This is a genomic window from Streptomyces sp. NPDC085931, assembly GCF_044540565.1.
Classification (GTDB): Bacteria; Actinomycetota; Actinomycetes; order Streptomycetales; family Streptomycetaceae; genus Streptomyces.
The window spans coordinates 777,276-798,856 of sequence record NZ_JBITSK010000001.1 but is presented as its reverse complement, the minus strand read 5'-3'; the positions used below and the strand labels follow the sequence as shown (position 1 = coordinate 798,856).

22 protein-coding genes are annotated in these 21,581 nt (G+C 72.1%); 11 read left to right on the top strand and 11 right to left on the bottom strand.

Annotated features, from left to right (window positions below; genetic code table 11):
- Positions 1–23 precede the first annotated feature (23 nt).
- From ACIGAN_RS03340 to ACIGAN_RS03315, 6 genes are all read right to left on the bottom strand, one after another.
- A complete protein-coding gene (locus tag ACIGAN_RS03340; protein ID WP_310851512.1) occupies positions 24–95 on the bottom strand; it encodes a putative leader peptide in 72 nt (23 codons plus the stop codon).
- Positions 96–283: 188 nt separating this feature from the next.
- Positions 284–1,909 (bottom strand): FAD-dependent monooxygenase, encoded by a 1,626-nt coding sequence (locus ACIGAN_RS03335; RefSeq protein ID WP_399854633.1) that lies wholly within the window; start codon positions 1,907–1,909, stop codon positions 284–286.
- Positions 1,910–2,085: 176 nt separating this feature from the next.
- Positions 2,086–2,979 (bottom strand): amino acid ABC transporter permease, encoded by an 894-nt coding sequence (locus tag ACIGAN_RS03330; RefSeq protein WP_365741065.1) that lies wholly within the window; start codon positions 2,977–2,979, stop codon positions 2,086–2,088.
- Positions 2,976–3,641, bottom strand: coding sequence for an amino acid ABC transporter permease (locus ACIGAN_RS03325; protein ID WP_365741067.1), 666 nt, complete (start codon positions 3,639–3,641; stop codon positions 2,976–2,978). The genes ACIGAN_RS03330 and ACIGAN_RS03325 overlap by 4 nt, the downstream gene beginning before the upstream one ends.
- An 87-nt stretch (positions 3,642–3,728) precedes the next feature.
- Positions 3,729–4,565: a glutamate ABC transporter substrate-binding protein gene (locus tag ACIGAN_RS03320; protein WP_365741069.1), complete on the bottom strand. Its 837-nt coding sequence runs from the start codon at positions 4,563–4,565 to the stop codon at positions 3,729–3,731.
- Positions 4,566–4,647: 82 nt separating this feature from the next.
- Positions 4,648–5,424, bottom strand: coding sequence for an amino acid ABC transporter ATP-binding protein (locus ACIGAN_RS03315; RefSeq protein WP_309098142.1), 777 nt, complete (start codon positions 5,422–5,424; stop codon positions 4,648–4,650).
- Positions 5,425–5,714: 290 nt separating this feature from the next.
- Between ACIGAN_RS03315 and ACIGAN_RS03310 the strand changes: the two genes are divergently transcribed.
- Positions 5,715–6,401 (top strand): response regulator transcription factor, encoded by a 687-nt coding sequence (locus ACIGAN_RS03310; protein ID WP_309098141.1) that lies wholly within the window; start codon positions 5,715–5,717, stop codon positions 6,399–6,401.
- A gap of 9 nt (positions 6,402–6,410) precedes the next feature.
- A complete protein-coding gene (locus tag ACIGAN_RS03305) occupies positions 6,411–7,817 on the top strand; it encodes a sensor histidine kinase (protein ID WP_399854594.1) in 1,407 nt (468 codons plus the stop codon).
- Here ACIGAN_RS03305 and ACIGAN_RS03300 read toward each other — a convergent pair.
- Positions 7,807–8,808, bottom strand: a complete 1,002-nt coding sequence (locus tag ACIGAN_RS03300) for a TAXI family TRAP transporter solute-binding subunit (RefSeq protein WP_365741073.1) — start codon at positions 8,806–8,808, stop codon at positions 7,807–7,809. The two genes, ACIGAN_RS03305 and ACIGAN_RS03300, sit on opposite strands and share 11 nt — an antisense overlap.
- A 94-nt stretch (positions 8,809–8,902) precedes the next feature.
- On the opposite strand from ACIGAN_RS03300, the gene ACIGAN_RS03295 reads away from it, so the two are divergent.
- Complete coding sequence (locus tag ACIGAN_RS03295) at positions 8,903–9,310, top strand: MazG nucleotide pyrophosphohydrolase domain-containing protein (RefSeq protein WP_399854593.1); 408 nt, start codon at positions 8,903–8,905, stop codon at positions 9,308–9,310.
- A gap of 48 nt (positions 9,311–9,358) precedes the next feature.
- Here ACIGAN_RS03295 and ACIGAN_RS03290 read toward each other — a convergent pair whose 3' ends face one another.
- Positions 9,359–10,588: a cation:proton antiporter gene (locus tag ACIGAN_RS03290; RefSeq protein ID WP_365093643.1), complete on the bottom strand. Its 1,230-nt coding sequence runs from the start codon at positions 10,586–10,588 to the stop codon at positions 9,359–9,361.
- 4 nt (positions 10,589–10,592) lie between these two features.
- Positions 10,593–11,078, bottom strand: a complete 486-nt coding sequence (locus ACIGAN_RS03285) for a cation:proton antiporter regulatory subunit (RefSeq protein WP_365093646.1) — start codon at positions 11,076–11,078, stop codon at positions 10,593–10,595.
- 219 nt (positions 11,079–11,297) lie between these two features.
- Between ACIGAN_RS03285 and ACIGAN_RS03280 the strand changes: the two genes are divergently transcribed.
- The 4 genes from ACIGAN_RS03280 (at position 11,298) to ACIGAN_RS03265 (ending at position 15,305) form a co-directional block, all read left to right on the top strand.
- Complete coding sequence (locus tag ACIGAN_RS03280; RefSeq protein WP_365093648.1) at positions 11,298–12,248, top strand: sensor histidine kinase; 951 nt, start codon at positions 11,298–11,300, stop codon at positions 12,246–12,248.
- Complete coding sequence (locus ACIGAN_RS03275) at positions 12,245–12,910, top strand: response regulator transcription factor (RefSeq protein WP_365093650.1); 666 nt, start codon at positions 12,245–12,247, stop codon at positions 12,908–12,910. The genes ACIGAN_RS03280 and ACIGAN_RS03275 overlap by 4 nt, the downstream gene beginning before the upstream one ends.
- A gap of 63 nt (positions 12,911–12,973) precedes the next feature.
- Positions 12,974–14,500, top strand: a complete 1,527-nt coding sequence (miaB, locus tag ACIGAN_RS03270) for a tRNA (N6-isopentenyl adenosine(37)-C2)-methylthiotransferase MiaB (protein WP_399854592.1) — start codon at positions 12,974–12,976, stop codon at positions 14,498–14,500.
- A gap of 85 nt (positions 14,501–14,585) precedes the next feature.
- A complete protein-coding gene (locus ACIGAN_RS03265; protein ID WP_399854591.1) occupies positions 14,586–15,305 on the top strand; it encodes a class III extradiol dioxygenase subunit B-like domain-containing protein in 720 nt (239 codons plus the stop codon).
- Positions 15,306–15,408: 103 nt separating this feature from the next.
- Here ACIGAN_RS03265 and ACIGAN_RS03260 read toward each other — a convergent pair whose 3' ends face one another.
- Positions 15,409–15,921, bottom strand: coding sequence for an antitoxin (locus ACIGAN_RS03260; protein ID WP_399854590.1), 513 nt, complete (start codon positions 15,919–15,921; stop codon positions 15,409–15,411).
- A gap of 26 nt (positions 15,922–15,947) precedes the next feature.
- Positions 15,948–16,214, bottom strand: coding sequence for a hypothetical protein (locus ACIGAN_RS03255; protein WP_365741085.1), 267 nt, complete (start codon positions 16,212–16,214; stop codon positions 15,948–15,950).
- A gap of 182 nt (positions 16,215–16,396) precedes the next feature.
- On the opposite strand from ACIGAN_RS03255, the gene miaA reads away from it, so the two are divergent.
- The 4 genes from miaA to ACIGAN_RS03235 all read left to right on the top strand — a co-directional run bounded on the left by miaA (position 16,397) and on the right by ACIGAN_RS03235 (position 21,496).
- Positions 16,397–17,335, top strand: a complete 939-nt coding sequence (gene miaA / locus ACIGAN_RS03250; RefSeq protein WP_399854589.1) for a tRNA (adenosine(37)-N6)-dimethylallyltransferase MiaA — start codon at positions 16,397–16,399, stop codon at positions 17,333–17,335.
- Positions 17,336–17,443: 108 nt separating this feature from the next.
- Entirely contained in the window at positions 17,444–17,956 is a 513-nt protein-coding gene (locus ACIGAN_RS03245; protein WP_399854632.1) for a hypothetical protein, read from the top strand.
- Positions 17,957–18,136: 180 nt separating this feature from the next.
- Positions 18,137–19,009: a diaminopimelate epimerase gene (gene dapF / locus ACIGAN_RS03240; RefSeq protein WP_399854588.1), complete on the top strand. Its 873-nt coding sequence runs from the start codon at positions 18,137–18,139 to the stop codon at positions 19,007–19,009.
- Positions 19,010–19,288: 279 nt separating this feature from the next.
- Complete coding sequence (locus ACIGAN_RS03235) at positions 19,289–21,496, top strand: RelA/SpoT family protein (protein ID WP_399854587.1); 2,208 nt, start codon at positions 19,289–19,291, stop codon at positions 21,494–21,496.
- Positions 21,497–21,581 lie beyond the last annotated feature (85 nt).

The following is a 21,581-nucleotide window of genomic DNA, read 5'->3' as shown; positions in this document are numbered from 1 at the left end:
GCGCGGGGGAAGAAGTGGCGAAGTCAGCAGGACGGGCGACACACGCAGCCCGCATAGCGGAGCAGGTCCATATGGACCCTCCGCCACAGGCGCACACAGGTGTCGGTCACGCACCGGAGTACACCATGGCCGCCCGGACCGGTCAACTCACTGTCACCATGCGGACGCACGGTGACAGTGAGGGGTGTCACGCTCCGTGGCGGTCTCAGGGGCGCGGCGTCCGGGTGCACCGGCAACAGGGTGCGCCGGCATCAGGGTGCGCCGGCATCAGGGCACGCCGGCATCAGGGTGCGCCGGACGAAGCCCCCGCTCCCGCTTGCGCCTGCGCGTGCTCCTGAGCCTTGGCGGGTCCGCCGAGCGTGGCCTCCGCTGCCGCGTACAGGTCCTCGGGGCGCACTCCGCCGAGCGCGGTGACGAGGTGCCCGTCGGGGCGTACCAGGAGCACGGTGTGGGCGGCGGCGCCCGGATAGCTCTCGGCCACCAGCAGCTCGGCCGGGTGCGGCAGGGCCGCCACGGCCGCCGCCAGCCGGGGCATGATGCCCGCCCGGGCCCAGTGCTTGCGCTCCCAGACGCCCGTGCCGGGCGCGATCAGGACCACGAGCAGGGCACCCCGGCCGAGCCGGTCGCGCAACCGTACGAAGGTGCCGTCCTCGGCGGTGACCCGGACGTCGGCGACGAGAGCTCCGGGCGGGGTGTCGACGGGCACATCGCCTTCGAGAGGCCCGGGCGCGAGTGGTGACGCGGCGTACGCCCCCGGCGCGCCGAGCTGCCCCTGCCCCAGGTGACCGTCCGTGAGGAGCGCGTCGTGGTTCCGGGACGAGCCGGGGACGTAGGAGCGCAGGCCGCCACCGCCGCGCAGCAACGGCAGCGCCTGGTCGGCGGCGCGGAGCCGGGCGGCGACGATCGCCCGGCGTTCGGCCTGGTAGCTGTCGAGGAGCGCCTCGTGCGGCCCGTGGTGCCAGGCCAGGGCGAGCTTCCAGGCGAGGTTGTCGGCGTCCCGCAGCCCTTCGTCCAGCCCGTGTGTGCCCAGGGCGCCGAGCAGGTGGGCCGCGTCCCCGGCGAGGAAGACGCGGTCGGCGCGCCAGCGGCGGGCCAGCCGGTGGTGGACCGTGTGGACGCCGGTGTCGAGCAGCTCGTAGGGCGGGGTCGAGCCGCCCGACCAGCCGGCCAGGGTCTCGCGGATGCGGGTCAGCAGCAGTTCGGGTGTGACCAGGTCCTTGCCGGGCGGCAGGAGCCAGTCCAGGCGCCAGACGCCGTCCGGCAGCGGCCGTGCGGTGATCTCGCCGGCCGAGGGGCCCGACATGCGCCAGGGCGGCATGCGGTGCAGCAACGCTTCGTTGGGCCAGGGCAGTTCCGTGCGCAGGGCCGCGACGGCGTGACGTTCCACCGCCGTACGGCCCGGGAAGCGGATGTCCTGGAGTTTGCGCACGGTGGAGCGGGGGCCGTCGCAGCCGACCAGGTAACTGCCGCGCCAGTAGGTGCCCTTCGGGCCGCGGGTGTGGGCCGTGACGCCGGAGGGCTCCTGTTCGATGCCGTCGAGGCGGCTGTCCACGGCGATCCGGACGAGCCGTTCCTCCGCGAGGGCGGCGCGCAGGATGCCGGTCAGGACGTGCTGGGCGATGTGCAGCGGGATCGGCTCGGAGCCGTCGAGAAAGACCTCGCGCATCACCTGCTTGCGCCGTACCGACCGCCATCCGGCCCACTGGGCGCCGACCTGGTCCAGGGGGACACCGGTCAGGCGCTCGATCATGGCGGCGGTGTCCTCGTGCAGGACGACGGTGCGTGCCGCGCGGGGTTCGTCCTTGCCCGGGCCCTCGTCGAGGACGACGCACGGCACCTCCTGACGCGCCAGCGCCAGGGCGAGCGTGAGCCCGACGGGCCCCGCTCCGACGATGATCACCGGGTCCACGGCGCGGCGCCCCCTGCCCGTGGTGTTGTCCTGAGAGACGTAGGTGAACACGAAGGTGGAGCAGGGTGCACGATCACAGAACGTATGCAACCCATTGCCGGTGCTTGCGTCAAGTGACCAGGGGCAGTGGCGATCATGCCACTGCCCCTGATTGTGTCACGTGAGGTGAGAGAGCGTCAGGCGGCCGCACCGCCCCCGCCGGCCCGGCCTCCGGTCGCCAGATCGTCCACGCCCACAACCGCGCCTGTCGACTTCTTGGCCCGCCGCAGCCGCCGCTCCAGCCAGCTCGCGAAGGACGTCAGGGCGAAGTTGAGCGCAATGAAGATGACGGCCACGACCGTGAAGCTGGCGATCGTGTTGGCGCCGTAGTAGCCGCTCATCGTGTTCGCCGAGGCGAGCAGCTCCGAGTAGGTCAGCACAGCACCACCGAGGGCGGTGTCCTTCACGATGACGACGAGCTGGCTGACGATGGCCGGCAGCATCGCGGTGACCGCCTGCGGCAGCAGGATGAGCCGCATCTCCTGGTTCTTGCGCAGGCCGATCGCCATGGCCGCCTCGGACTGGCCCTTGGGCAGGGACAGGATGCCCGCCCGGACGATCTCGGCGAGGACCGAGGCGTTGTACAGCACCAGACCCGTGACGACCGCGTACAGCGGACGGTCGTCGGACGAGACGTTGGTGTACTCGGCGAACAGGGCGAGCCCGAAGATCATCAGGATCAGCACCGGGATGGCCCGGAAGAACTCGACCACGGCTCCGGCCGGAATCCGGATCCAGGCGTGGTCCGACAACCGGGCGATACCGAAGATCGCACCGAGCGGCAGCGCGATGATCACGGAGAGCGCCGCGGCCTTCAGCGTGTTCTGCAGGCCTGGCCAGATGTAGGTCGTCCAGGGCTCGGAGCTGGTGAAGAACGGCTCCCACAGCACCCACTCCAGCTGGCCCTTCTCATCGAGGGTTCTGTACAGCCACCACAGCACGGCTGCGAGGGCCACCAGGAACAGGACTGTGAACAGGACGTTGCGCCGCTTGGCGCGAGGCCCCTGGGCGTCGTAGAGCAGGGCACTCATCGCTTCACCGCCACCTTCTTGCCCACCCAGCCGAGGATCAGGCCGGTCGGCAGCGTCAGCACCACGAAACCGAAGGCGAAGATCGCCGAGATGAGGAGCAGCTGCGCCTCGTTCTCGATCATCTCCTTCATCAGCAGTGCCGCTTCCGCAACACCGATCGCCGCGGCCACCGTGGTGTTCTTCGTCAGAGCGATCAGGACGTTCGTCAGCGGACCGACGGCCGAGCGGAACGCCTGCGGCAGGACGACCAGCCGCAGCACCTGCGAGAAGCTCAGGCCGATCGCGCGAGCCGCCTCCGCCTGTCCGACCGGTACCGTGTTGATGCCGGAACGCAGCGCCTCACACACGAACGCGGAGGTGTAGACGATCAGGCCCAGCACGGCGAGCCGGAAGTTGGCCGTCTCCGACCTTTCGGCGCCGAGGGTGATGTTCAGGGTCTGGTACAGGCCCAGCGACGTGAACAGGATGATCACGGTCAGCGGGATGTTCCGCACGATGTTCACGTAGGCGGTCCCGAAACCGCGCATCAGTGGCACCGGGCCGACGCGCATCGCCGCCAGCAGTGTGCCCCAGATCAGGGAGCCGACGGCCGAGAGCAGGGCGAGCTGCACCGTCGTCCAGAAGGCTCCCAGGATGTCGTAGTCACTCAGAAAGTCGAACACGATCTCCCGCGCTTCCGCGTATAGGGATGCCCCGGTGCGCCGCCCCGGAGGGCGGCGCACCTGCAAGGCGTTGCCTCAGCTGCTGCGTCAGCTCTTGATGTCGCCGATCTTCGGCGCGGGCTCGTTCTTGTAGTTGGCCGGACCGAGGTTCTTGTCCACGGCCTTCTGCCAGGAGCCGTCCGCGACCATGTCCTCGAGGGCCTTGTTGATGTCGGCCTTGAGGTCGCTGCCCTTCTTGACGCCGATGCCGTAGTTCTCGTTGGTCATTTTGAAGCCGCCGAGCTTGAACTTGCCCTTGAACTGGGACTGGGCGGCGTAACCGGCGAGGATCGAATCGTCGGTGGTCAGCGCGTCGATCGCCTTGTTCTGCAGGCCGGTGAGGCAGGCCGAGTACGTCGGGTACTGCTGCAGGTCGGCCTTCGGGGCCAGCTTGTCCTTGACGTTCTGCGCCGAGGTCGAGCCGGTCACCGAACAGAGCTTCTTGGCGTTGAGGTCCGACGGCGCCTTGATCGAGTTGTCGTCCGCGCGGACCAGCACGTCCTGGTGCGCCAGCAGGTACGGGCCGGCGAAGTCGACCTTTTCCTGACGCTCCGGGGTGATCGAGTAGGTCGCGGCGATGAAGTCGACGTCACCACGCTGCAGCATGGTCTCGCGGTCGGCGCTCTTCGCCTCCTTCCACTCGATCTGGTCCGCGTTGTAACCGAGCTTCTTCGCGACGTAGGTGGCGACGTCGACGTCGAAACCGGCGTAGCCCTGCGGCGTCTTCTGACCGAGGCCGGGCTGGTCGAACTTGATGCCGACCGTGATCGTCTTGCCGCCGCCGTCCGAACCGCTGTCGCCGCCGTTGTCACCGCCGCACGCGGTGGCGGTGAGGGCGAGGGCGAAGACGGTGGCCGAGGCGGCGGTGACCTTGCGGAGCTTCATGGTGAACATCCTTTGGCTGGTGAAGAGATGCGAACCCTCAAGGGGTGGGCGACGCGGTACGCGTCCGGCGCGACGCGCGCTGTCAGTGGTGCAGGATCTTCGACAGGAAGTCCTTGGCACGGTCGCTGCGCGGATTGCTGAAGAACTGGTCGGGCGCAGCCTCCTCGACGATTCGGCCGTCCGCCATGAACACCACGCGGTTTGCCGCCGATCGTGCGAAACCCATCTCGTGGGTGACGACGATCATGGTCATACCGTCGCGGGCGAGCTGCTGCATGACCTCCAGCACCTCGTTGATCATCTCGGGGTCGAGCGCGGAGGTCGGCTCGTCGAAGAGCATCACCTTCGGCTCCATGGCCAGCGCCCGCGCGATCGCCACACGCTGCTGCTGGCCGCCGGAGAGCTGGGCCGGGTACTTGTCGGCCTGCGCGCCCACGCCGACCCGGTCGAGCAGGGCGCGGGCCCGCTCCTCGGCCGCCTGCTTGTCCTTCTTGCGGACCTTGATCTGGCCGAGCATCACGTTCTCGAGCACGGTCTTGTGCGCGAAGAGGTTGAAGGACTGGAAGACCATTCCGACGTCGGCGCGCAGCTTCGCCAGGGCCTTGCCCTCGGCGGGCAGCGGCTTGCCGTCGATCGTGATCGAGCCGGAGTCGATCGTCTCCAGGCGGTTGATGGTGCGGCACAGCGTGGACTTGCCGGACCCGGAGGGTCCGATGACCACGACGACTTCACCGCGGGCGATCGTCAGGTCGATGTCCTGGAGTACGTGCAACGCGCCGAAGTGCTTGTTGACGCTCTTCAGGACGACCAGTTCTCCGGTCGCGGCCACATCTTCCTTGGCCACCGATACTTCGGTCATCGCTCTCAGGCTCCGTCCTCCTCGGTTTCGGAGGACAGTAGTAACCCTCTACGACCTGCGTCATTACATCTGAGGGGAATCTGAGCATCACGATCCGATAGCAATCGGACACATGTCGTAGCACTGGCGAGCAGCGCTCATACCAGCCGGGTAACGGAAGCCCTCAGCAACCGGAACCCTCTTGACGCCGTCCTCATCCATCAGCGTGACTGCACAGGGTGCACGCGCGCGCGTGCACGCGTTTTTGTACACATCCTGATCGTACGGCCAGTGAACCGAAGGGGGCCCGGGTGAGACTGCTGCTCGTCGAGGACGACAACCATGTCGCCGCCGCCCTGTCGGCGGTCCTGGCACGGCACGGCTTCGACGTCACGCACGCGCGCAGCGGCGAGGAGGCCCTCCAGGCCCTGGTCCCCGAGGGCGACGGCTTCGGTGTCGTGCTGCTCGACCTGGGCCTGCCCGACCAGGACGGGTACGAGGTCTGCGGCAAGATCCGCAAGCGCACCAGCACCCCCGTGATCATGGTGACGGCCCGCTCCGACGTACGCTCCCGCATCCACGGCCTCAACCTCGGCGCCGACGACTACGTCGTGAAGCCCTACGACACCGGCGAGCTGCTCGCCCGGATCCACGCGGTCAGCCGGCGCACCTCCCACGAGGACACCTCCAGCGGCATCGAGACCGAGCTGCGGCTCGGCCCCGTGCACATCGAGCTGCCCACCCGCCGGGTCAGCGTGGACGGGTCGGTGATCCAGCTGACCCGCAAGGAGTTCGACCTGCTGGCCCTGCTGGCGCAGCGGCCCGGGGTGGTCTTCCGCCGGGAGCAGATCATCAGCGAGGTCTGGCGGACCAGCTGGGAGGGGACCGGGCGCACCCTGGAGGTGCACGTGGCGTCCCTGCGCGCCAAGCTGCGCATGCCCGCCCTCATCGAGACCGTACGCGGGGTCGGCTACCGGCTCGTCGCGCCCGCCGGTTAGCGGGGCCGGGTGCGCACGCGTCTGCTCCCGCTGCTGATCGTCCTGATGGCGGCCGTCCTGCTCGCGCTCGGTGTGCCGCTCGCGGTCAGCCTGGCGGGCGCCCAGCAGCAGAAGGTCGTCGTCGACCGCATCGACGACACCGCGCGGTTCGCCGCCCTCGCGCAGTTCGTCACGGACTCGCCCGACGGCACCACCAGCGCGTTCGAGAACGAGCGCCTGGCCACGCTCAGCAGCGAGCTGCGCAGCTACCACGAGGTCTACGGCATCCGCGCCGGTGTCTTCTACCGCAGCCGCAGACCCATGGCCCAGGCACCGGCCAGGTGGGCCCTGCCGGCGGCGGGCGAGGTGCGCGCCGCCTTCGACGAGGCACTGCTGAGCCGGCGCAGCCACGACCCGAAGCAGGTGTGGCCCTGGCAGCGCCGCAACCTCGTGGTGGCCTCGCCGGTCATCCGGGACGGCGACGTCGTCGCGGTGGTCGTCACGGACTCGCCGACCGGGCAGATGCGCTCCCGGACGCTGCACGGCTGGCTGGTCATCGGCGCGGGCGAGTCCGCCGCCATGCTGCTGGCCGTCGGTGCCGCCCTGCGGCTGACCGGGTGGGTCCTCAAACCCGTGCGGATCCTGGACGCCACCACCCACGACATCGCCACGGGACGGCTGAAGTCACGGGTCGCCGCGGCCGGCGGTCCGCCTGAACTGCGGCGCCTCGCCCGGTCGTTCAACGAGATGGCGGACAACGTCGAGGACGTCCTGGAGCAGCAGCGCGCCTTCGTCGCGGACGCCTCCCACCAGCTGCGCAACCCCCTCGCGGCCCTGCTCCTGCGCATCGAGCTGCTCTCCTTCGAGCTGCCCGAGGGCAACAAGGAGATCGCCTCCGTGCAGGCGGAGGGCAAGCGCCTCGCGCAGGTCCTGGACGACCTGCTGGACCTGGCGCTGGCCGAGCACACCGAGGCGGACCTGCGCATCACGGACATCGGCGAGCTGGCGGCCGAACGTGTGGCTGCCTGGGCCCCGACCGCCGCGGCCAAGGGTGTGCGGCTGGTCGGCGACTGCCCCCCGACCACCGCCTGGGCCGACCCGGTCGCCCTGTCCAGCGCCCTGGACGCGGTGATCGACAACGCGGTGAAGTTCACCCCCGAGGGCGAGACGGTCGAGGTGACCGTGGCCCCCGACGGCGACACCTCCACCGTCGTCGTCACCGACCACGGCCCCGGCCTCACCGACGAGGAGCTGGCCCGCATCGGCGACCGCTTCTGGCGCAGCGGCCGGCACCAGAACATCAAGGGCTCGGGCCTCGGGCTGTCCATCTCGCGGGCCCTGCTCGCGGCGGGCGGCGGCTCGATCGCCTACGGCCACCACGAGCCGCACGGCCTGCGGGTCACCGTGCGCGTGCCGAGGTCGGGGCCTACGGCTTGACCGACTGGTAGTAGCGCTGGGCGCCGACGTGCAGTTGCAGCGGGTCGGTGTAGATGGCCGTGCGGACGTCGACCAGCTGGGCGGAGTGCACGGTCCCGCCGATGCCGTCGCGGCTGTCGATCACCGTACGGGTCAGCCACTCGGTCAGCCGCGGATCCACGTCGCTGCGCGTCACCAGGAGGTTGGACACCGCCAGGGTCGGCACCGGGTCGCCCCGCTGGATGGTGGGGTAGGCCGACTCGGGCATCTTGGTCGCGCGGTAGTACCGCGTGGCACCGCCCTGGTCGTGCAGCTTGGCCACCAGGCCGGCGTCGATCGGCACGAACCGGAAGGCGGACGCCGACTTCTTGGCCAGCCGGCTCAGTCCGTCCGTGGGCAGCCCGCCCGACCAGAAGAACGCGTCGAGCCCGTGGCCCAGCCGCTTGGGACCGGTGTCGATACCGTCCGACGACGGCTCGATGTCCTTCTCCGGGTCGATACCGGCCGCCTTCAGCACCCCGTTCGCGATCAGCCGCACGCCCGAGTCGGGCAGCCCTATGGCCACGCGCTTGCCCCGCAGGTCGGCGACGGAGCGGATGTCCGAGTCCGGCGGCACGACGAGCTGGACGTAGTCGTCGTACAGGCGGGCGACCCCGCGCAGCCGGTCGGCGCCTGTGCCGTTGTCGAGCTTGTACGTGGCGACCGCGTCGGCCGCGGCGATCGCGAAGTCGGCCTCGCCGGTCGCCACGTCGGCGACGTTCTCCTGCGAACCGGCACTGGTCAGCAGCCGCACCCGCAGGGCGGGCATGTCCTCGGCGATCTCGTGGCGCAGGAGTTTGCCGTACTCGTAGTACACCCCGGCACGCGTGCCGGTGCCGAAGTCGATGTCCCCGCCGGGCGGTTCCTCGGCCCAGGGGCGCAGCCACCACAGCAGCAGCCCGAGGACCACGAGGGCGGCGGTACCGCCCTGCAGCGCCCGGCGCCGGCCGATGGGTGGGAACGTCCTGGACATGCGGGCGATCCTGCCAGCCGGGGCGCCTCCCTGACCAGGGCAGGGGTCACAGCGGGGGTGGGGAGTGTCAGTGGCGGCCACTACAGTCGCGCCCATGAGCTCCTCGCCCGCCGACCTGGTCCGTGAGTTCCACCGCGCCTCCGGCCTGGACGCCCGCAGTACGCCGACGGAAGTCTCCCCGGAGCTGGCCGCCCACCGCGGCGAACTCCTCGCGGAGGAGGCCGCGGAAGTCGCCGAGGTGGCGGTGACGGGCCCGCTGGACCGGCTCGCGCACGAACTGGCGGACGTGGTCTACGTGGCGTACGGCACGGCGCTGATCCACGGCATCGACCTCGACGCGGTCCTCGCGGAGATCCACCGCTCCAACATGACCAAGCTCGGCCCGGACGGCTCGGTCTCCCGCCGCGCCGACGGCAAGGTCCTCAAGGGGGAGCACTACGAGGCACCGGACGTGCGCGGGGTCCTGCGGAAGCAGGGGTGGGAGCCGGACGGGGGCCACTGACGCCACCCCGGTCCCGGCCCCGTTCCGGTCCCGGTCCGGCCGCCGCGCTCAGTCGGCGACCGGTGTCTCCGCCTCGGCGGCCCGGGGTGTGGGCTGCGGGCCCGGCTCCGGCCGGCCGCTCCCGCGCCGCCGCCCCCACCAGGTCGCCACGGGCTCGGTGTACCGCGCGGTGAGCGGCCCCAGGACCACCAGGATCAGCACGTACGCCGTGGCCAGCGGGCCGAGGGACGGCTCGATGCCCGCGGCGACCGCCAGGCCCGCGATGACGATGGAGAACTCGCCGCGGGCGACCAGCGCGCCGCCCGCCCGCCAGCGTCCCTTGACGGAGATCCCGGCCCGCCGGGCCGCCCAGTAGCCGGTCGCGATCTTCGTCAGCGCGGTGACGACGGCCAGGCCCAGCGCCGGCAGCAGGACCGGCGGGATGCTCGACGGGTCGGTGTGCAGCCCGAAGAAGACGAAGAAGACCGCCGCGAACAGGTCGCGCAGCGGGCTCAGCAGCGTGTGCGCGCCCTCCGCCACCTCACCGGACAGGGCGATGCCCACCAGGAAGGCGCCCACCGCCGCCGACACCTGCAGCTGCTGGGCGACGCCCGCCACCAGGATCGTCAGGCCCAGCACGACCAGCAGCAGCTTCTCCGGGTCGTCGCTGGAGACGAACCGCGAGATGACCCGGCCGTAGCGCACCGCCAGGAACAGCACGAGGCCCGCCGCGCCCAGGGCGATGGCCAGGGTCACGCTGCCGGCCAGCAGCCCGGCGCCCGCCACCAGCGCCGTGACGATCGGCAGGTACACGGCCATCGCCAGGTCCTCCAGCACCAGCACGCTGAGGATCACCGGTGTCTCCCGGTTGCCGACCCGGCCCAGGTCGCCGAGCACCTTCGCGATCACACCGGACGACGAGATCCAGGTGACACCGGCCAGGACGACCGCGGCCACCGGCCCCCAGCCGAGCAGCAGCGCCACCGCCGCCCCGGGCAGGGCGTTGAGCGCGCAGTCGACCAGGCCGGACGGATAGTGCGTCTTGAGGTTGGAGACCAGATCGGTCGCCGTGTACTCCAGGCCCAGCATCAGCAGCAGCAGGATGACGCCGATCTCCGCGCCCGTGGCGATGAACTCCTCGCTGGCGCCCAGCGGCAGCAGGCCGCCCTCGCCGAAGGCCAGCCCCGCGAGGAGGTACAGGGGTATCGGCGAGAGCTGGAAACGGGCGGCGAACCGGCCGAGCAGGCCGAGGCCGAGGATGATGGAACCGAACTCGATGAGCAGAACCGCGGAGTGCACCGGCTCACTCCCGCCCGAGTATCGTCGCGGCCGCGTCGACGCCCTCGCGCGTGCCGACGACGATCAGGGTGTCACCGCCCGCCAGCCGGAAGTCCGGCGCCGGCGAGGGGATGGCCTCGGCCCGGCGCAGCACCGCCACCACCGAGGCGCCCGTGTCGGTCCGCATCCGGGTCTCGCCCAGCACCCGTCCGTTCCAGCGCGAGGTGGCGGCCACCTCGATCCGCTCGGCGACCAAGCCCAGGTCGGTGGTGTACAGCAGGCTGGGGCTGTGGTGGGACGGCTTCAGCGCGTCGATCAGCGAACCCGCCTCGGAGCTGGTCAGCCGCAGGGACTGCGCGCAGGAGTCGGGGTCGTCGGAGCGGTACACGTTCACCGTGCGCGTCCCGTCGCGGTGCGCGACCACCGACAGATGGCGGTGTTCGCGGGTCTCCAGGTCGTACTGGACCCCGATGCCCGGCAGCGGCGTCGCCCTCAGGCGCGGAGCTGACACGTCTCTTCCCCTTGTTCGTCCGGTCGGTCCTGCCCGTGTCCGTGCCCTGAGCGGTGCCGTGAACGGTGTCGATCGACGGACGGGCCACGTCCGCATGCTGCCATCCGGCCGTACGGTGGCGATATGGGTGTCGTGACGGATATACGCAACGGCCGGTCGCCGGAGACTCTGCGGGGGGAGGTGTCGGACGCGAGCGCCGGAAGGAGCGGAGCCGGGAACGTGTCGCTGTTCTGGCGGATCTTCTCGCTCAACGCGGCCGGCCTGGTCGTGGCCACCGCGCTGCTGCTCGGCCCGGTCACCGTCTCCACGCCCGTCCTGGCCGGCGAGGCGCTCGTGCTGCTCGGCGGCCTGGCGCTGCTGCTGACGGGGAACGCGCTCGTGCTGCGCTTCGGCCTGGCGCCCCTGCAGCGGCTGGACCGGGCCATGGCCACCGCGGACCTGCTGCGCCCCGGCTCCCGCCCGGTGGTCGGCGGCCCCGCGGAGACGGCCGGGCTGATCACGACGTACAACACGATGCTCGACCGGCTGGAGGCCGAGCGGGCCGCGGGCGCCGCCCGTGCGCTGTCCGCGCAGGAGGGCGAACGGCACCGCATCGCACGGGAGCTGCACGACGAGGTCGGGCAGACCCTGACCGCCGTCCTGCTCCAGCTCAAGCGCGTCGCCGACCGGGCTCCCGCGGACCTGCGCGACGAGGTCGGCCAGGCGCAGGAGGCGACCCGGGCCGGCCTGGACGAGATCCGCCGGATCGCCCGGCGGCTGCGCCCCGGCGTGCTGGAGGAGCTGGGGCTGACCAGTGCCCTGCGCTCGCTGGCCGCCGAGTTCACCACCCACGGACTCACCGTGCGCCACCAGGTCACCGGCGATCTGCCCGCCCTGACCCCCGAAGCGGAACTGGTCGTCTACCGGGTGGCCCAGGAGGGCCTGACCAACACCGCCCGGCACGCCGCCGCCGACCGCGCCGAACTGCGCCTCGAGCCGGTACCGGACGGTGTCGAGCTCCTGGTGCGCGACAACGGCACCGGTGTCGGGGCCGCCGCCGAGGGCGCCGGCATCACGGGCATGCGCGAACGCGCCCTGCTGGTCGGCGCCGCCCTCACCGTCGCACCGGCCCCGGGCGGCGGCACGGACGTACGGCTGCGCCTGCCGGTGGCGGAGGGAGCACGCCGATGACCACCCCCGCGGCCCGTCCGATCCGCGTCCTGCTCGCCGACGACCACACCCTGGTGCGCCGGGGCGTGCGCCTCATCCTGGACGGCGAGCCGGACCTGACGGTCGTCGCCGAGGCCGGAGACGGCGCCGAGGCCGTCGCGCAGGCCCGGCAGACCCCCGTCGACCTGGCCGTCCTCGACGTGGCCATGCCCCGCATGACCGGCCTCCAGGCGGCGAGGGAACTGTCCCGCCGGCTGCCCGACCTGCACATCCTCATCCTGACCATGTACGACAACGAGGAGTACTTCTTCGAGGCGCTCAGGGCCGGGGCCAGCGGCTACGTCCTCAAGTCGGTCGCCGACCGCGACCTGGTCGAGGCGTGCCGGGCGGCCGTGCGGGACGAGCCGTTCATCTACCCGGGCGCCGAACGGGCCCTGGTCCGCTCCTACCTGGAGCGCCTGCACCGCGGCGACGGCCTGCCGGAGAGGGCCATCACCGAACGCGAGGAGGAGATCCTCAAGCTGGTCGCCGAGGGCCACACCTCCAAGGAGATCGGCGAACTCCTCTTCATCAGCGCCAAGACCGTCGAACGCCACCGCGCCAACCTCCTGCAGAAACTCGGCATGCGCGACCGCCTGGAGCTGACCCGGTACGCCATCAGGGCCGGGCTCATCGAGCCGTGAGCCCCGGGCCCGGTTGTCCACAGGCGACCGGGTCATGTCCGCCGACCGCCTACCCTTGTCCCCATGAGCAGCATCGACCGGAGCCAGTCAGTGGGCGGCACGCGCACATACGAGGTACGCACCTACGGGTGCCAGATGAACGTCCACGACTCCGAGCGATTGGCCGGCCTGCTGGAGGACGCGGGCTACGTCCGCGCCCCCGAGGGCTCCGACGGCGAGGCGGACGTCGTCGTCTTCAACACGTGCGCCGTGCGGGAGAACGCCGACAACAAGCTGTACGGCAACCTCGGTCACCTCGCGCCGAAGAAGGCCGCCCGCCCCGGCATGCAGATCGCGGTCGGCGGCTGCCTGGCGCAGAAGGACCGCGACACGATCGTGAAGAAGGCGCCCTGGGTGGACGTCGTCTTCGGCACGCACAACATCGGCAAGCTCCCGGTCCTGCTGGAGCGCGCCCGCGTGCAGGAGGAGGCGCAGGTCGAGATCGCCGAGTCCCTGGAGGCGTTCCCCTCGACCCTGCCCACCCGCCGCGAGAGCGCCTACGCGGCCTGGGTCTCCATCTCCGTCGGCTGCAACAACACCTGCACGTTCTGCATCGTCCCGGCCCTGCGCGGCAAGGAGAAGGACCGCCGCCCCGGCGACATCCTCGCCGAGATCGAGGCCCTGGTCGCCGAGGGCGTCTCCGAGATCACCCTGCTCGGGCAGAACGTCAACGCGTACGGCTCGGACATCGGCGACCGCGAGGCCTTCAGCAAGCTGCTGCGCGCCTGCGGGAAGATCGAGGGCCTGGAGCGCGTCCGCTTCACCTCACCGCACCCGCGCGACTTCACCGACGACGTCATCGCCGCCATGGCCGAGACGCCGAACGTGATGCCGCAGCTGCACATGCCGCTGCAGTCCGGCTCCGACCCGATCCTGAAGGCGATGCGCCGCTCCTACCGCCAGGAGCGCTTCCTCGGGATCATCGAGAAGGTCCGCGCCGCGATCCCGCACGCCGCGATCAGCACGGACATCATCGTCGGCTTCCCCGGCGAGACCGAGGAGGACTTCGAGCAGACGCTGCACGTGGTCCGCGAGGCCCGCTTCGCCCAGGCGTTCACCTTCCAGTACTCCAAGCGGCCCGGCACCCCGGCCGCCGAGATGGACGGCCAGATCCCCAAGAAGGTCGTCCAGGAGCGCTACGAGCGGCTGGTCGCCCTCCAGGAGGAGATCTCCTGGGAGGAGAACAAGAAGCAGGTCGGCCGCACGCTGGAGCTGATGGTCGCCGAGGGCGAGGGCCGCAAGGACGACACCACCCACCGCCTGTCCGGCCGCGCCCCCGACAACCGCCTCGTCCACTTCACCAAGCCGGACCAGGAAGTCCGCCCGGGCGACGTCGTCACGGTCGAGATCACCTACGCCGCCCCGCACCACCTGCTCGCCGAGGGCCCCGTCCTCGCCGTGCGCCGCACGCGCGCGGGCGACGCCTGGGGGAAGCGCACGGCCGAGAAGGCGTCGAAGGCGTCCCAGCCGACGGGCGTCCTGCTCGGCCTGCCCAAGATCGGCGTCCCGGAGCCGCTGCCGATGGCGGCGAGCGGCTGCGGCTGCGACTGAGCCGGACCGTGGCCGCCGGCGGGGTGGGACGGTGTCCCGCCCGCCCCGTGCGGCATCGCGCCCGCTGACGGTTACCCTGCCGATCATGCTTGTCGCCGCCGCTGTCTGTCCCTGCCCGCCCCTGCTCGTTCCCGAGGTCGCCGCGGGTGCCGCTCCGGAGCTGGAGGCCGCGCGTGCCGCCTGCACGGACGCGCTGGGCGTGCTCGCCGCCGCCCGTCCGGACCGGCTGGTGGTCGTCGGCCCGGGGGACGCCCCCGGGCCCGAGAGGTACCCGGAGGGCAGCCGGGGGTCGTTCCGCGGCTTCGGGGTCGATCTCGACGTACGGCTGGGACGAGCCGGGGCCGGAGGCGAGGGCGCGGAGCGGCGGTTGCCGTACTCGCTGGCGGTGGCCGCCTGGCTGCTGGAGCGCACGGGGTGGTCCGATGCCCCGGTGGAGGGACTCGGCGTGGGGGAGCGGCTCGCGCCCGACGACTGCGCCCGGGCCGGGCGGGACCTCGCCGCCGGTGCCGGGCGGGTCGCGCTGCTGGTGATGGGTGACGCCAGCGCGTGCCGGACGCTCAAGGCGCCGGGGTATCTCGACGAGCGGGCTGCCCCCTTCGACGCCGAGGTGGGGCGCGCGCTCGGCGCGGCGGACCTGCCCGCCCTCATGACGCTGGACACCGGTATCGCCCGGGAGCTGAAGGTGTCCGGCCGGGCGCCCTGGCAGGTCCTGGCCGGCGCGGCCGAGGGCGCCGGCCTCGGAGGATCACTGCTGTTCGAGGACGCGCCGTACGGCGTGGGATACGCCGTCGCCACCTGGTCGTAGGCCGCGTCGCGGAGCGGACGGCGGTCACGGAGAACGCCGGACGGCCGGGAGCACGTGCTCCCGGCCGTCCGGCGATGTGCCCTTCGCCGTGCCGACGCAGGGGTCAGGAAACCGGCGGTGGCGAGTCGTCCGGCGACGCGGTGCCGGACGCGTCCCGCGGCGGCTCCGTAGCGCCCGCGTCCGGCGGGGGGGTCACACCACTCGGCGGCGGTGCCGCCCCGCTCGGCGGTTGGGCCGTCCCGCCCGGCTGCCGAGTCGCCTCACCGGCCGGTTGCGTCGCCCCGGCCGCCGGTGTGGCAGTACCGGCGGGTGGTGTGGCAGTACCTGCGGGCGATGTGGCAGTGCCCGCCGGTGGAGTGGCCGCGCCCGGCGGCGGGGTGGTGCCGCCCGGGTCCGGTCCGTCGTCGCTCCGGTGCGCGAGTCGGCCCATGGCGCCCTTGGCCTTGCCCGTACCCGACTGGATCCTGTCGCTGTACTTGCCCTTGGTCCTCTTGTCGACGACCTGTGCGGCCTTGTCGAGACCGTGCTGGATCTTGTCCTCGTGCCGCTGCGCGAGGTGCGAGACCTTGCCCTTCGCCGGGCCCAGCTTGGCCTTCACGTTGTCCAGGAGACCCATGGTTCACCTTCCCTCGCGCGGGGCGGTCACGTACGGGCGCCCTCACCGGCCTCGTTGTCGGCCGCCTTGTCGGTGCACTGCTGCTTGGGGATGTCCACGCCCTCGCCGTCGGTGCCCTCGGCGCCCTCGACCGCCGGCCCGGTGCCCTCCGCTGCTCCTTCGGCCGTCTTCGCCTCGGCGGTCGCCGCCTCCTCCGTCTCGGCCCCGGTCTTCGCCGCGTCGCTCCCGGCCTCGGCGGCAGGCGCCTCCCCCGTGGCCTTGGACCGCCGGAGAAGTCGTGCAAAAACGCCCATATCCACTCCATACGTTACTCGTGCGGGCGAAATCCCGCGTCGCCCGGTGCGTCCGTTTGCGCGGCCCGGGCCACCGCCTCCGTGATCCGGCGGCAGGAACCTCGCAACGGGCAACGACCCCGGGGCCGTGGCGTCACGTAACTCGTTCGAGAGCGGGGTTCGGGGTTTGCGAGACTGGGTCGGTGAGCAGCGCACCCCCCGCCCCCCGCGTCATCGCCGTCGTCGGTCCCACTGCGGCCGGAAAGTCCGATCTGGGTGTCTTCCTGGCCCAGCGACTGGGCGGTGAGGTCGTCAACGCCGACTCCATGCAGCTCTACCGAGGGATGGACATCGGCACCGCCAAGCTGACGCCCGAGGAGCGCGGCGGCATCCCGCACCACCTCCTGGACATCTGGGACGTCACGGTGACCGCGTCCGTCGCCGAGTACCAGCGTCTGGCCCGGGCGCGGATCGACGCGCTGCTCGCCGCGGGCCGCTGGCCGATCCTGGTCGGCGGCTCGGGCCTGTACGTCCGGGGAGCCGTCGACAACCTGGAGTTCCCCGGCACCGACCCCGAGGTCCGGGCCCGCCTGGAGGAGGAACTCACCCTGCGCGGCTCGGGCGCGCTGCACGCCCGTCTGGCCGCCGCCGACCCCGAGGCGGCCCGCGCCATCCTGCCGAGCAACGGACGCCGGGTCGTACGGGCCCTGGAGGTCATCGAGATCACCGGCAAGCCCTTCACCGCCAACCTCCCCGGCCACGACTCGGTCTACGACACGCTCCAGATCGGCGTCGACGTGGCCCGCCCCGAACTGGACGAGCGCATCGCGCGCCGGGTCGACCGGATGTGGGACGCCGGACTCGTGGACGAGGTGCGGGAGCTGGAGGCGCACGGACTGCGCGAAGGGCGTACGGCCTCGCGCGCGCTCGGCTACCAGCAGGTCCTCGCGGCGCTCGCCGGCGAGTGCACGATGGAGCAGGCGCGGACCGAGACCGTCCGTGCCACCAAGCGCTTCGCGCGCCGTCAGGATTCATGGTTCAGGCGCGATCCACGGGTGCACTGGTTGAGTGGGGCTGCGGCCGATCTCGCGGAACTTCCGCAGCTCGCGCTGTCCTTGGTCGAACGACCGGTTACAGCCTGATCACGTCATGGCATCGGGACGCCCAGGCCGTCATCCGGTCCTTCGGCGGCGTGCCATCATCGAGCTTCGATCGACCGAGTTGAGTCCTAGTTGGGAGGGCGCGTGGCGATGGAGGCCGGCCCTCGCGACACCGCACGAAGCACCGATCACATCACCGCCGAGCGGGATGTGCCGGAGCACGAGGACGGACCGGAGCAGGACGCGGACCGCCTCAGCTCCGACGGTCCCGACGAGACGCCGAGTGTGACCGACGACGGCCCCGAGCCCGACGAGATGTTCGCGGACGAGGTCGAGGTGGAGCTGCGCCCGCAGCGCCGGCTGCGCATCTGGCAGCTCGCGCCCATCGTCGCACTCGCGGCGCTCGGCTCCCTCATGTTCGCCTTCCCGCTCGCCTTCGACTTCGGCGACAGCGGGGCCGTCATCGCCATGCTCGGCCTGCTGATCTGCTCCTGCGCGGCCGGCTGGGGGATGATGGCGGCCCGCCGCGTCGGCTACACCTGGCCCGGCCTCCCGGCCAAGGGCTCCGGCCGCAGAGCGGACTGGCGGGTCGTCCTCGCGTACGCGGTGATGGTGGCCGCGGTGGTCGTCCTGGCCGTGTGGCGGGTGGCCCGGCTCCGCTGACGCCGCGCGCGGGGGAGCCCCGGAGAGGCCCGGGGAACGGCGCCACGCGCCCGACGAACCGGCGCCCGCGCGGCACCCGCAGCAGGCTGGTGCGTCAGCCGTCCCCTCGCCCCCTCGGTCCGCCGGCCCACGATGCCATCCGCCCCGCCCTCCCCGGGAAGCGCGCCGTACGATCGGGGCATGAGCACGCGGATCGCCTTCCTCAAGGGTCACGGCACCGAGAACGACTTCGTGATCGTCCCGGACCCGGAGAACGCCATCGACCTGCCCCCGGCCGCCGTCGCCGCCCTGTGCGACCGCCGCGCGGGCATCGGCGGTGACGGCCTGCTGCACGTGGTGCGGTCCGCCGCGCACCCCGAGGCCAGGAGCATGGCGGCCGAGGCGGAGTGGTTCATGGACTACCGCAACGGCGACGGCTCGGTCGCGGAGATGTGCGGCAACGGCGTGCGGGTCTTCGCGCGCTACCTCCAGCGCGCCGGGCATGTGACCGAGGGGGACCTCGCGGTCGCCACCCGCGGAGGTGTGAAGACCGTGCACCTCGCCAAGGACGGCGACATCACCGTCGGCATGGGCAAGGCGCTGCTCCCCGGTGACGGGGTCACCGTGAGCGTCGGCGAGCGCAGCTGGCCCGCGCGCAACGTGAACATGGGCAATCCGCACGCCGTGGCCTTCGTCGACGACCTGGCGCACGCCGGCGACCTGTACAACCCGCCGCCCGTCAGCCCGGCCTCCGTCTACCCGGACGGGGTGAACGTCGAGTTCGTCGTCGACCGCGGCCCCCGGCACGTCGCGCTGCGCGTGCACGAGCGCGGCTCCGGCGAGACCCGCTCCTGCGGCACGGGCGCGTGCGCGGTCGCCGTGGCCACCGCCCGCCGCGACGGCGCCGACCCGGCGGTCACCGGCACGCCGGTGACGTACACCGTGGACGTCCCCGGCGGCACCCTCGTGATCACCGAGCGGCCCGACGGCGAGATCGAGATGACCGGCCCGGCGGTGATCGTGGCCGAGGGCGAGATCGACGCGGACTGGCTGGAGGCCGTCCCGCGGGGGTGAGACGGCGCCACCGTCCCGGAGGCGGCCCGACCGAAAACACCGTACGGAACCGGCCACTTGGCGGGAACACGACCACTGGGGTCACCCCGCACGAGGGTACAAACCTCACATTCGTCCCTCGAATGGGTGATCAGTTTCACGCTCGGCGAGAGGCGGTCAGCCACGCGTGGTGGGCTCGATAGCATCAAGCACCGGCCCGGACGGGGGACCGAAGCCGCCCCCTGAGCCGTGTCCGCCCTGGGGCACCCCGTCCGCCGGTTGACGCAGCCGGAGGTGCCCATGAGTGCGGAGGCCACGAATCCCGTGACCCCAGGCCCGATGCCGGGCGCGGTGTCGGGGCCGGTGACGCCGACAGCGCCGCGCAGAAAGGCCCGCCCCCGGATCGATCTGCGCCGCCTGGGCAGAGCCGCGCTGCTCGGCCCCGCCGCCCGGGACCGGCTGCCCGACGCCATCAGCCACGTCGTCGAGGCCCACCGCGCCCATCACCCCGACGCGGACCTCGAACCGCTGCGCCGCGCGTACATCCTGGCCGAGTCCTCGCACCGCGGGCAGATGCGCAAGAGCGGCGAGCCGTACATCACGCACCCGCTCGCCGTGACCCTGATCCTCGCCGAACTCGGTGCGGAGACCACGACGTTGACCGCGTCCCTGCTGCACGACACCGTCGAGGACACGGACGTGACGCTCGACCAGGTGGGCGAGCAGTTCGGCGAGGAGGTCCGCTACCTCGTCGACGGCGTCACCAAGCTGGAGAAGGTCGACTACGGCGCCGCCGCCGAACCCGAGACGTTCCGCAAGATGCTCGTCGCCACCGGCAACGACGTCCGCGTGATGTCCATCAAACTCGCCGACCGGCTGCACAACATGCGCACCCTCGGCGTCATGCGCCCCGAGAAACAGGAGCGCATCGCGAAGGTGACACGTGACGTGCTCATCCCGCTCGCCGAACGGCTCGGCGTCCAGGCCCTCAAGACCGAACTCGAAGACCTGGTGTTCGCCATCCTGCACCCCGAGGAGTACGCGCACACCAGGGAGCTGATCGTCCGCAACGCCGACCGCGCCGACGACCCGCTCGCCGAGGTCGCCGACGAGGTGCGCGCCGTACTGCGCGAGGCGGGCATCACGGCCGAAGTCCTCATCCGCCCGCGCCACTTCGTCTCCGTGCACCGCGTCTCCCGCAAACGCGGCCGGCTCCGCGGCTCCGACTTCGGCCGCCTGCTGGTCCTGGTCGGCGAGGACGCCGACTGCTACGGCGTCCTGGGCGAGCTGCACACCTGTATGACGCCGGTGGTCTCGGAGTTCAAGGACTTCATCGCCGTACCGAAGTTCAACCTGTACCAGTCGCTGCACACGGCCGTCGCCCGGGCGGACGGCCAGGTCGTCGAAGTCCTCATCCGCACCCACCAGATGCACAAGGTCGCCGAGGCCGGAGTCGTCGCCCTCGGCAACCCCTACGCCCCCGCCCCCGACGACCCGGCCGACGGCGAGCGCGTCGACCCCACCCGCCCCGGCTGGCTCTCCCGGCTCCTCGACTGGCAGGAGGCCGCGCCCGACCCCGACCACTTCTGGTCGACCCTGCGCGAGGACCTGGCCCAGGACCGCGAGATCACCGTCTTCCGGCCCGACGGCGGCACACTCGGCCTGCCCGAGGGCGCGACCTGCGTGGACGCCGCCTACGCGCAGTACGGGGACGACGCGCACGCCTGCATCGGGGCCCGCGTCAACGGCCGGCTGGCGACGCTGTCCACCGTGCTGCGGGACGGCGACACCGTCCAGCTCCTCATGGGCCAGGACCCGGCCTCCGAGCCCTCCCGGGAGTGGTTGGAGCACGCCCACACGCCCGCGGCCCGGATCGCCATCCAGCGCTGGCTGGCCGCCCACCCGGCCCAGGCAGCCGCCCAGGAGCACGCGGCACGGGATGCCGACACCGACCGGCCCTCCGCCGACCGTACGGCCACGCCCCGTCCCGTCGGCCGGCCCGGCCCGGAGACAGCGGCGGCCCCCGCCCCCGAGCAGCCCGGCGCCCGCCCCGCCGGCGGCGACGTCCTCGCGGACGTGCCGGGCGCGACCGTACGGCTCGCCCGGTGCTGTACGCCCGTCCCGCCCGACGGGATCACCGGCTTCGCCGTCCGCGGCGGAGTGGTCACGGTGCACCGCGTGGAGTGCCCGGTGGTGGCGCGCATGAAGGACGGAGGCCGTGCGGAGATCGGCGTGCGCTGGGGCGATGCCACCGAGTGCCGGGTCACCCTGGTCGCCGAATCGTTCGTCCGTCCCCATCTGCTCGCCGACCTCACCGAGGCCATGGCCGTCGAAGGCGCCGAGATCGTCTCCGCGACCGTCGAACCCCCGACCCAGCAGCAGGTCCGGCACACCTACACCGTGCAGCTCCCGGACGCGGCCCACCTGCCCGCCCTGATGCGCGCGATGCGGAACGTGGCCGGGGTGTACGACGTCAGCCGGGCGCAGCCGCAGACGCAGGGCGCCTGAGACGGCAGGCGGCGCAGGCCCCTCCCCGGTTCGGGTGGGCCGGACGCGCGTCGCCCGCGCCGCGCTCAGGGGCGCTGATAGCCGT

Excerpts from the sequence above, each read along its gene's own strand:
- ACIGAN_RS03265 (WP_399854591.1), top strand. The coding sequence starts at position 14,586 with ATGCTTGTCGCCGCCGCTGTCTGTCCCTGCCCGCCCCTGCTCGTTCCC.
- ACIGAN_RS03315 (WP_309098142.1), bottom strand. The coding sequence starts at position 5,424 with ATGACCGAAGTATCGGTGGCCAAGGAAGATGTGGCCGCGACCGGAGAA.
- ACIGAN_RS03300 (WP_365741073.1), bottom strand. The coding sequence starts at position 8,808 with ATGTCCAGGACGTTCCCACCCATCGGCCGGCGCCGGGCGCTGCAGGGC.
- ACIGAN_RS03255 (WP_365741085.1), bottom strand. The coding sequence starts at position 16,214 with ATGGGCGTTTTTGCACGACTTCTCCGGCGGTCCAAGGCCACGGGGGAG.
- ACIGAN_RS03330 (WP_365741065.1), bottom strand. The coding sequence starts at position 2,979 with ATGAGTGCCCTGCTCTACGACGCCCAGGGGCCTCGCGCCAAGCGGCGC.
- ACIGAN_RS03235 (WP_399854587.1), top strand. The coding sequence starts at position 19,289 with ATGAGTGCGGAGGCCACGAATCCCGTGACCCCAGGCCCGATGCCGGGC.
- ACIGAN_RS03275 (WP_365093650.1), top strand. The coding sequence starts at position 12,245 with ATGACCACCCCCGCGGCCCGTCCGATCCGCGTCCTGCTCGCCGACGAC.
- ACIGAN_RS03245 (WP_399854632.1), top strand. The coding sequence starts at position 17,444 with ATGGAGGCCGGCCCTCGCGACACCGCACGAAGCACCGATCACATCACC.
- dapF (WP_399854588.1), top strand. The coding sequence starts at position 18,137 with ATGAGCACGCGGATCGCCTTCCTCAAGGGTCACGGCACCGAGAACGAC.
- miaB (WP_399854592.1), top strand. The coding sequence starts at position 12,974 with ATGAGCAGCATCGACCGGAGCCAGTCAGTGGGCGGCACGCGCACATAC.
- ACIGAN_RS03320 (WP_365741069.1), bottom strand. The coding sequence starts at position 4,565 with ATGAAGCTCCGCAAGGTCACCGCCGCCTCGGCCACCGTCTTCGCCCTC.
- ACIGAN_RS03260 (WP_399854590.1), bottom strand. The coding sequence starts at position 15,921 with ATGGGTCTCCTGGACAACGTGAAGGCCAAGCTGGGCCCGGCGAAGGGC.
- ACIGAN_RS03295 (WP_399854593.1), top strand. The coding sequence starts at position 8,903 with ATGAGCTCCTCGCCCGCCGACCTGGTCCGTGAGTTCCACCGCGCCTCC.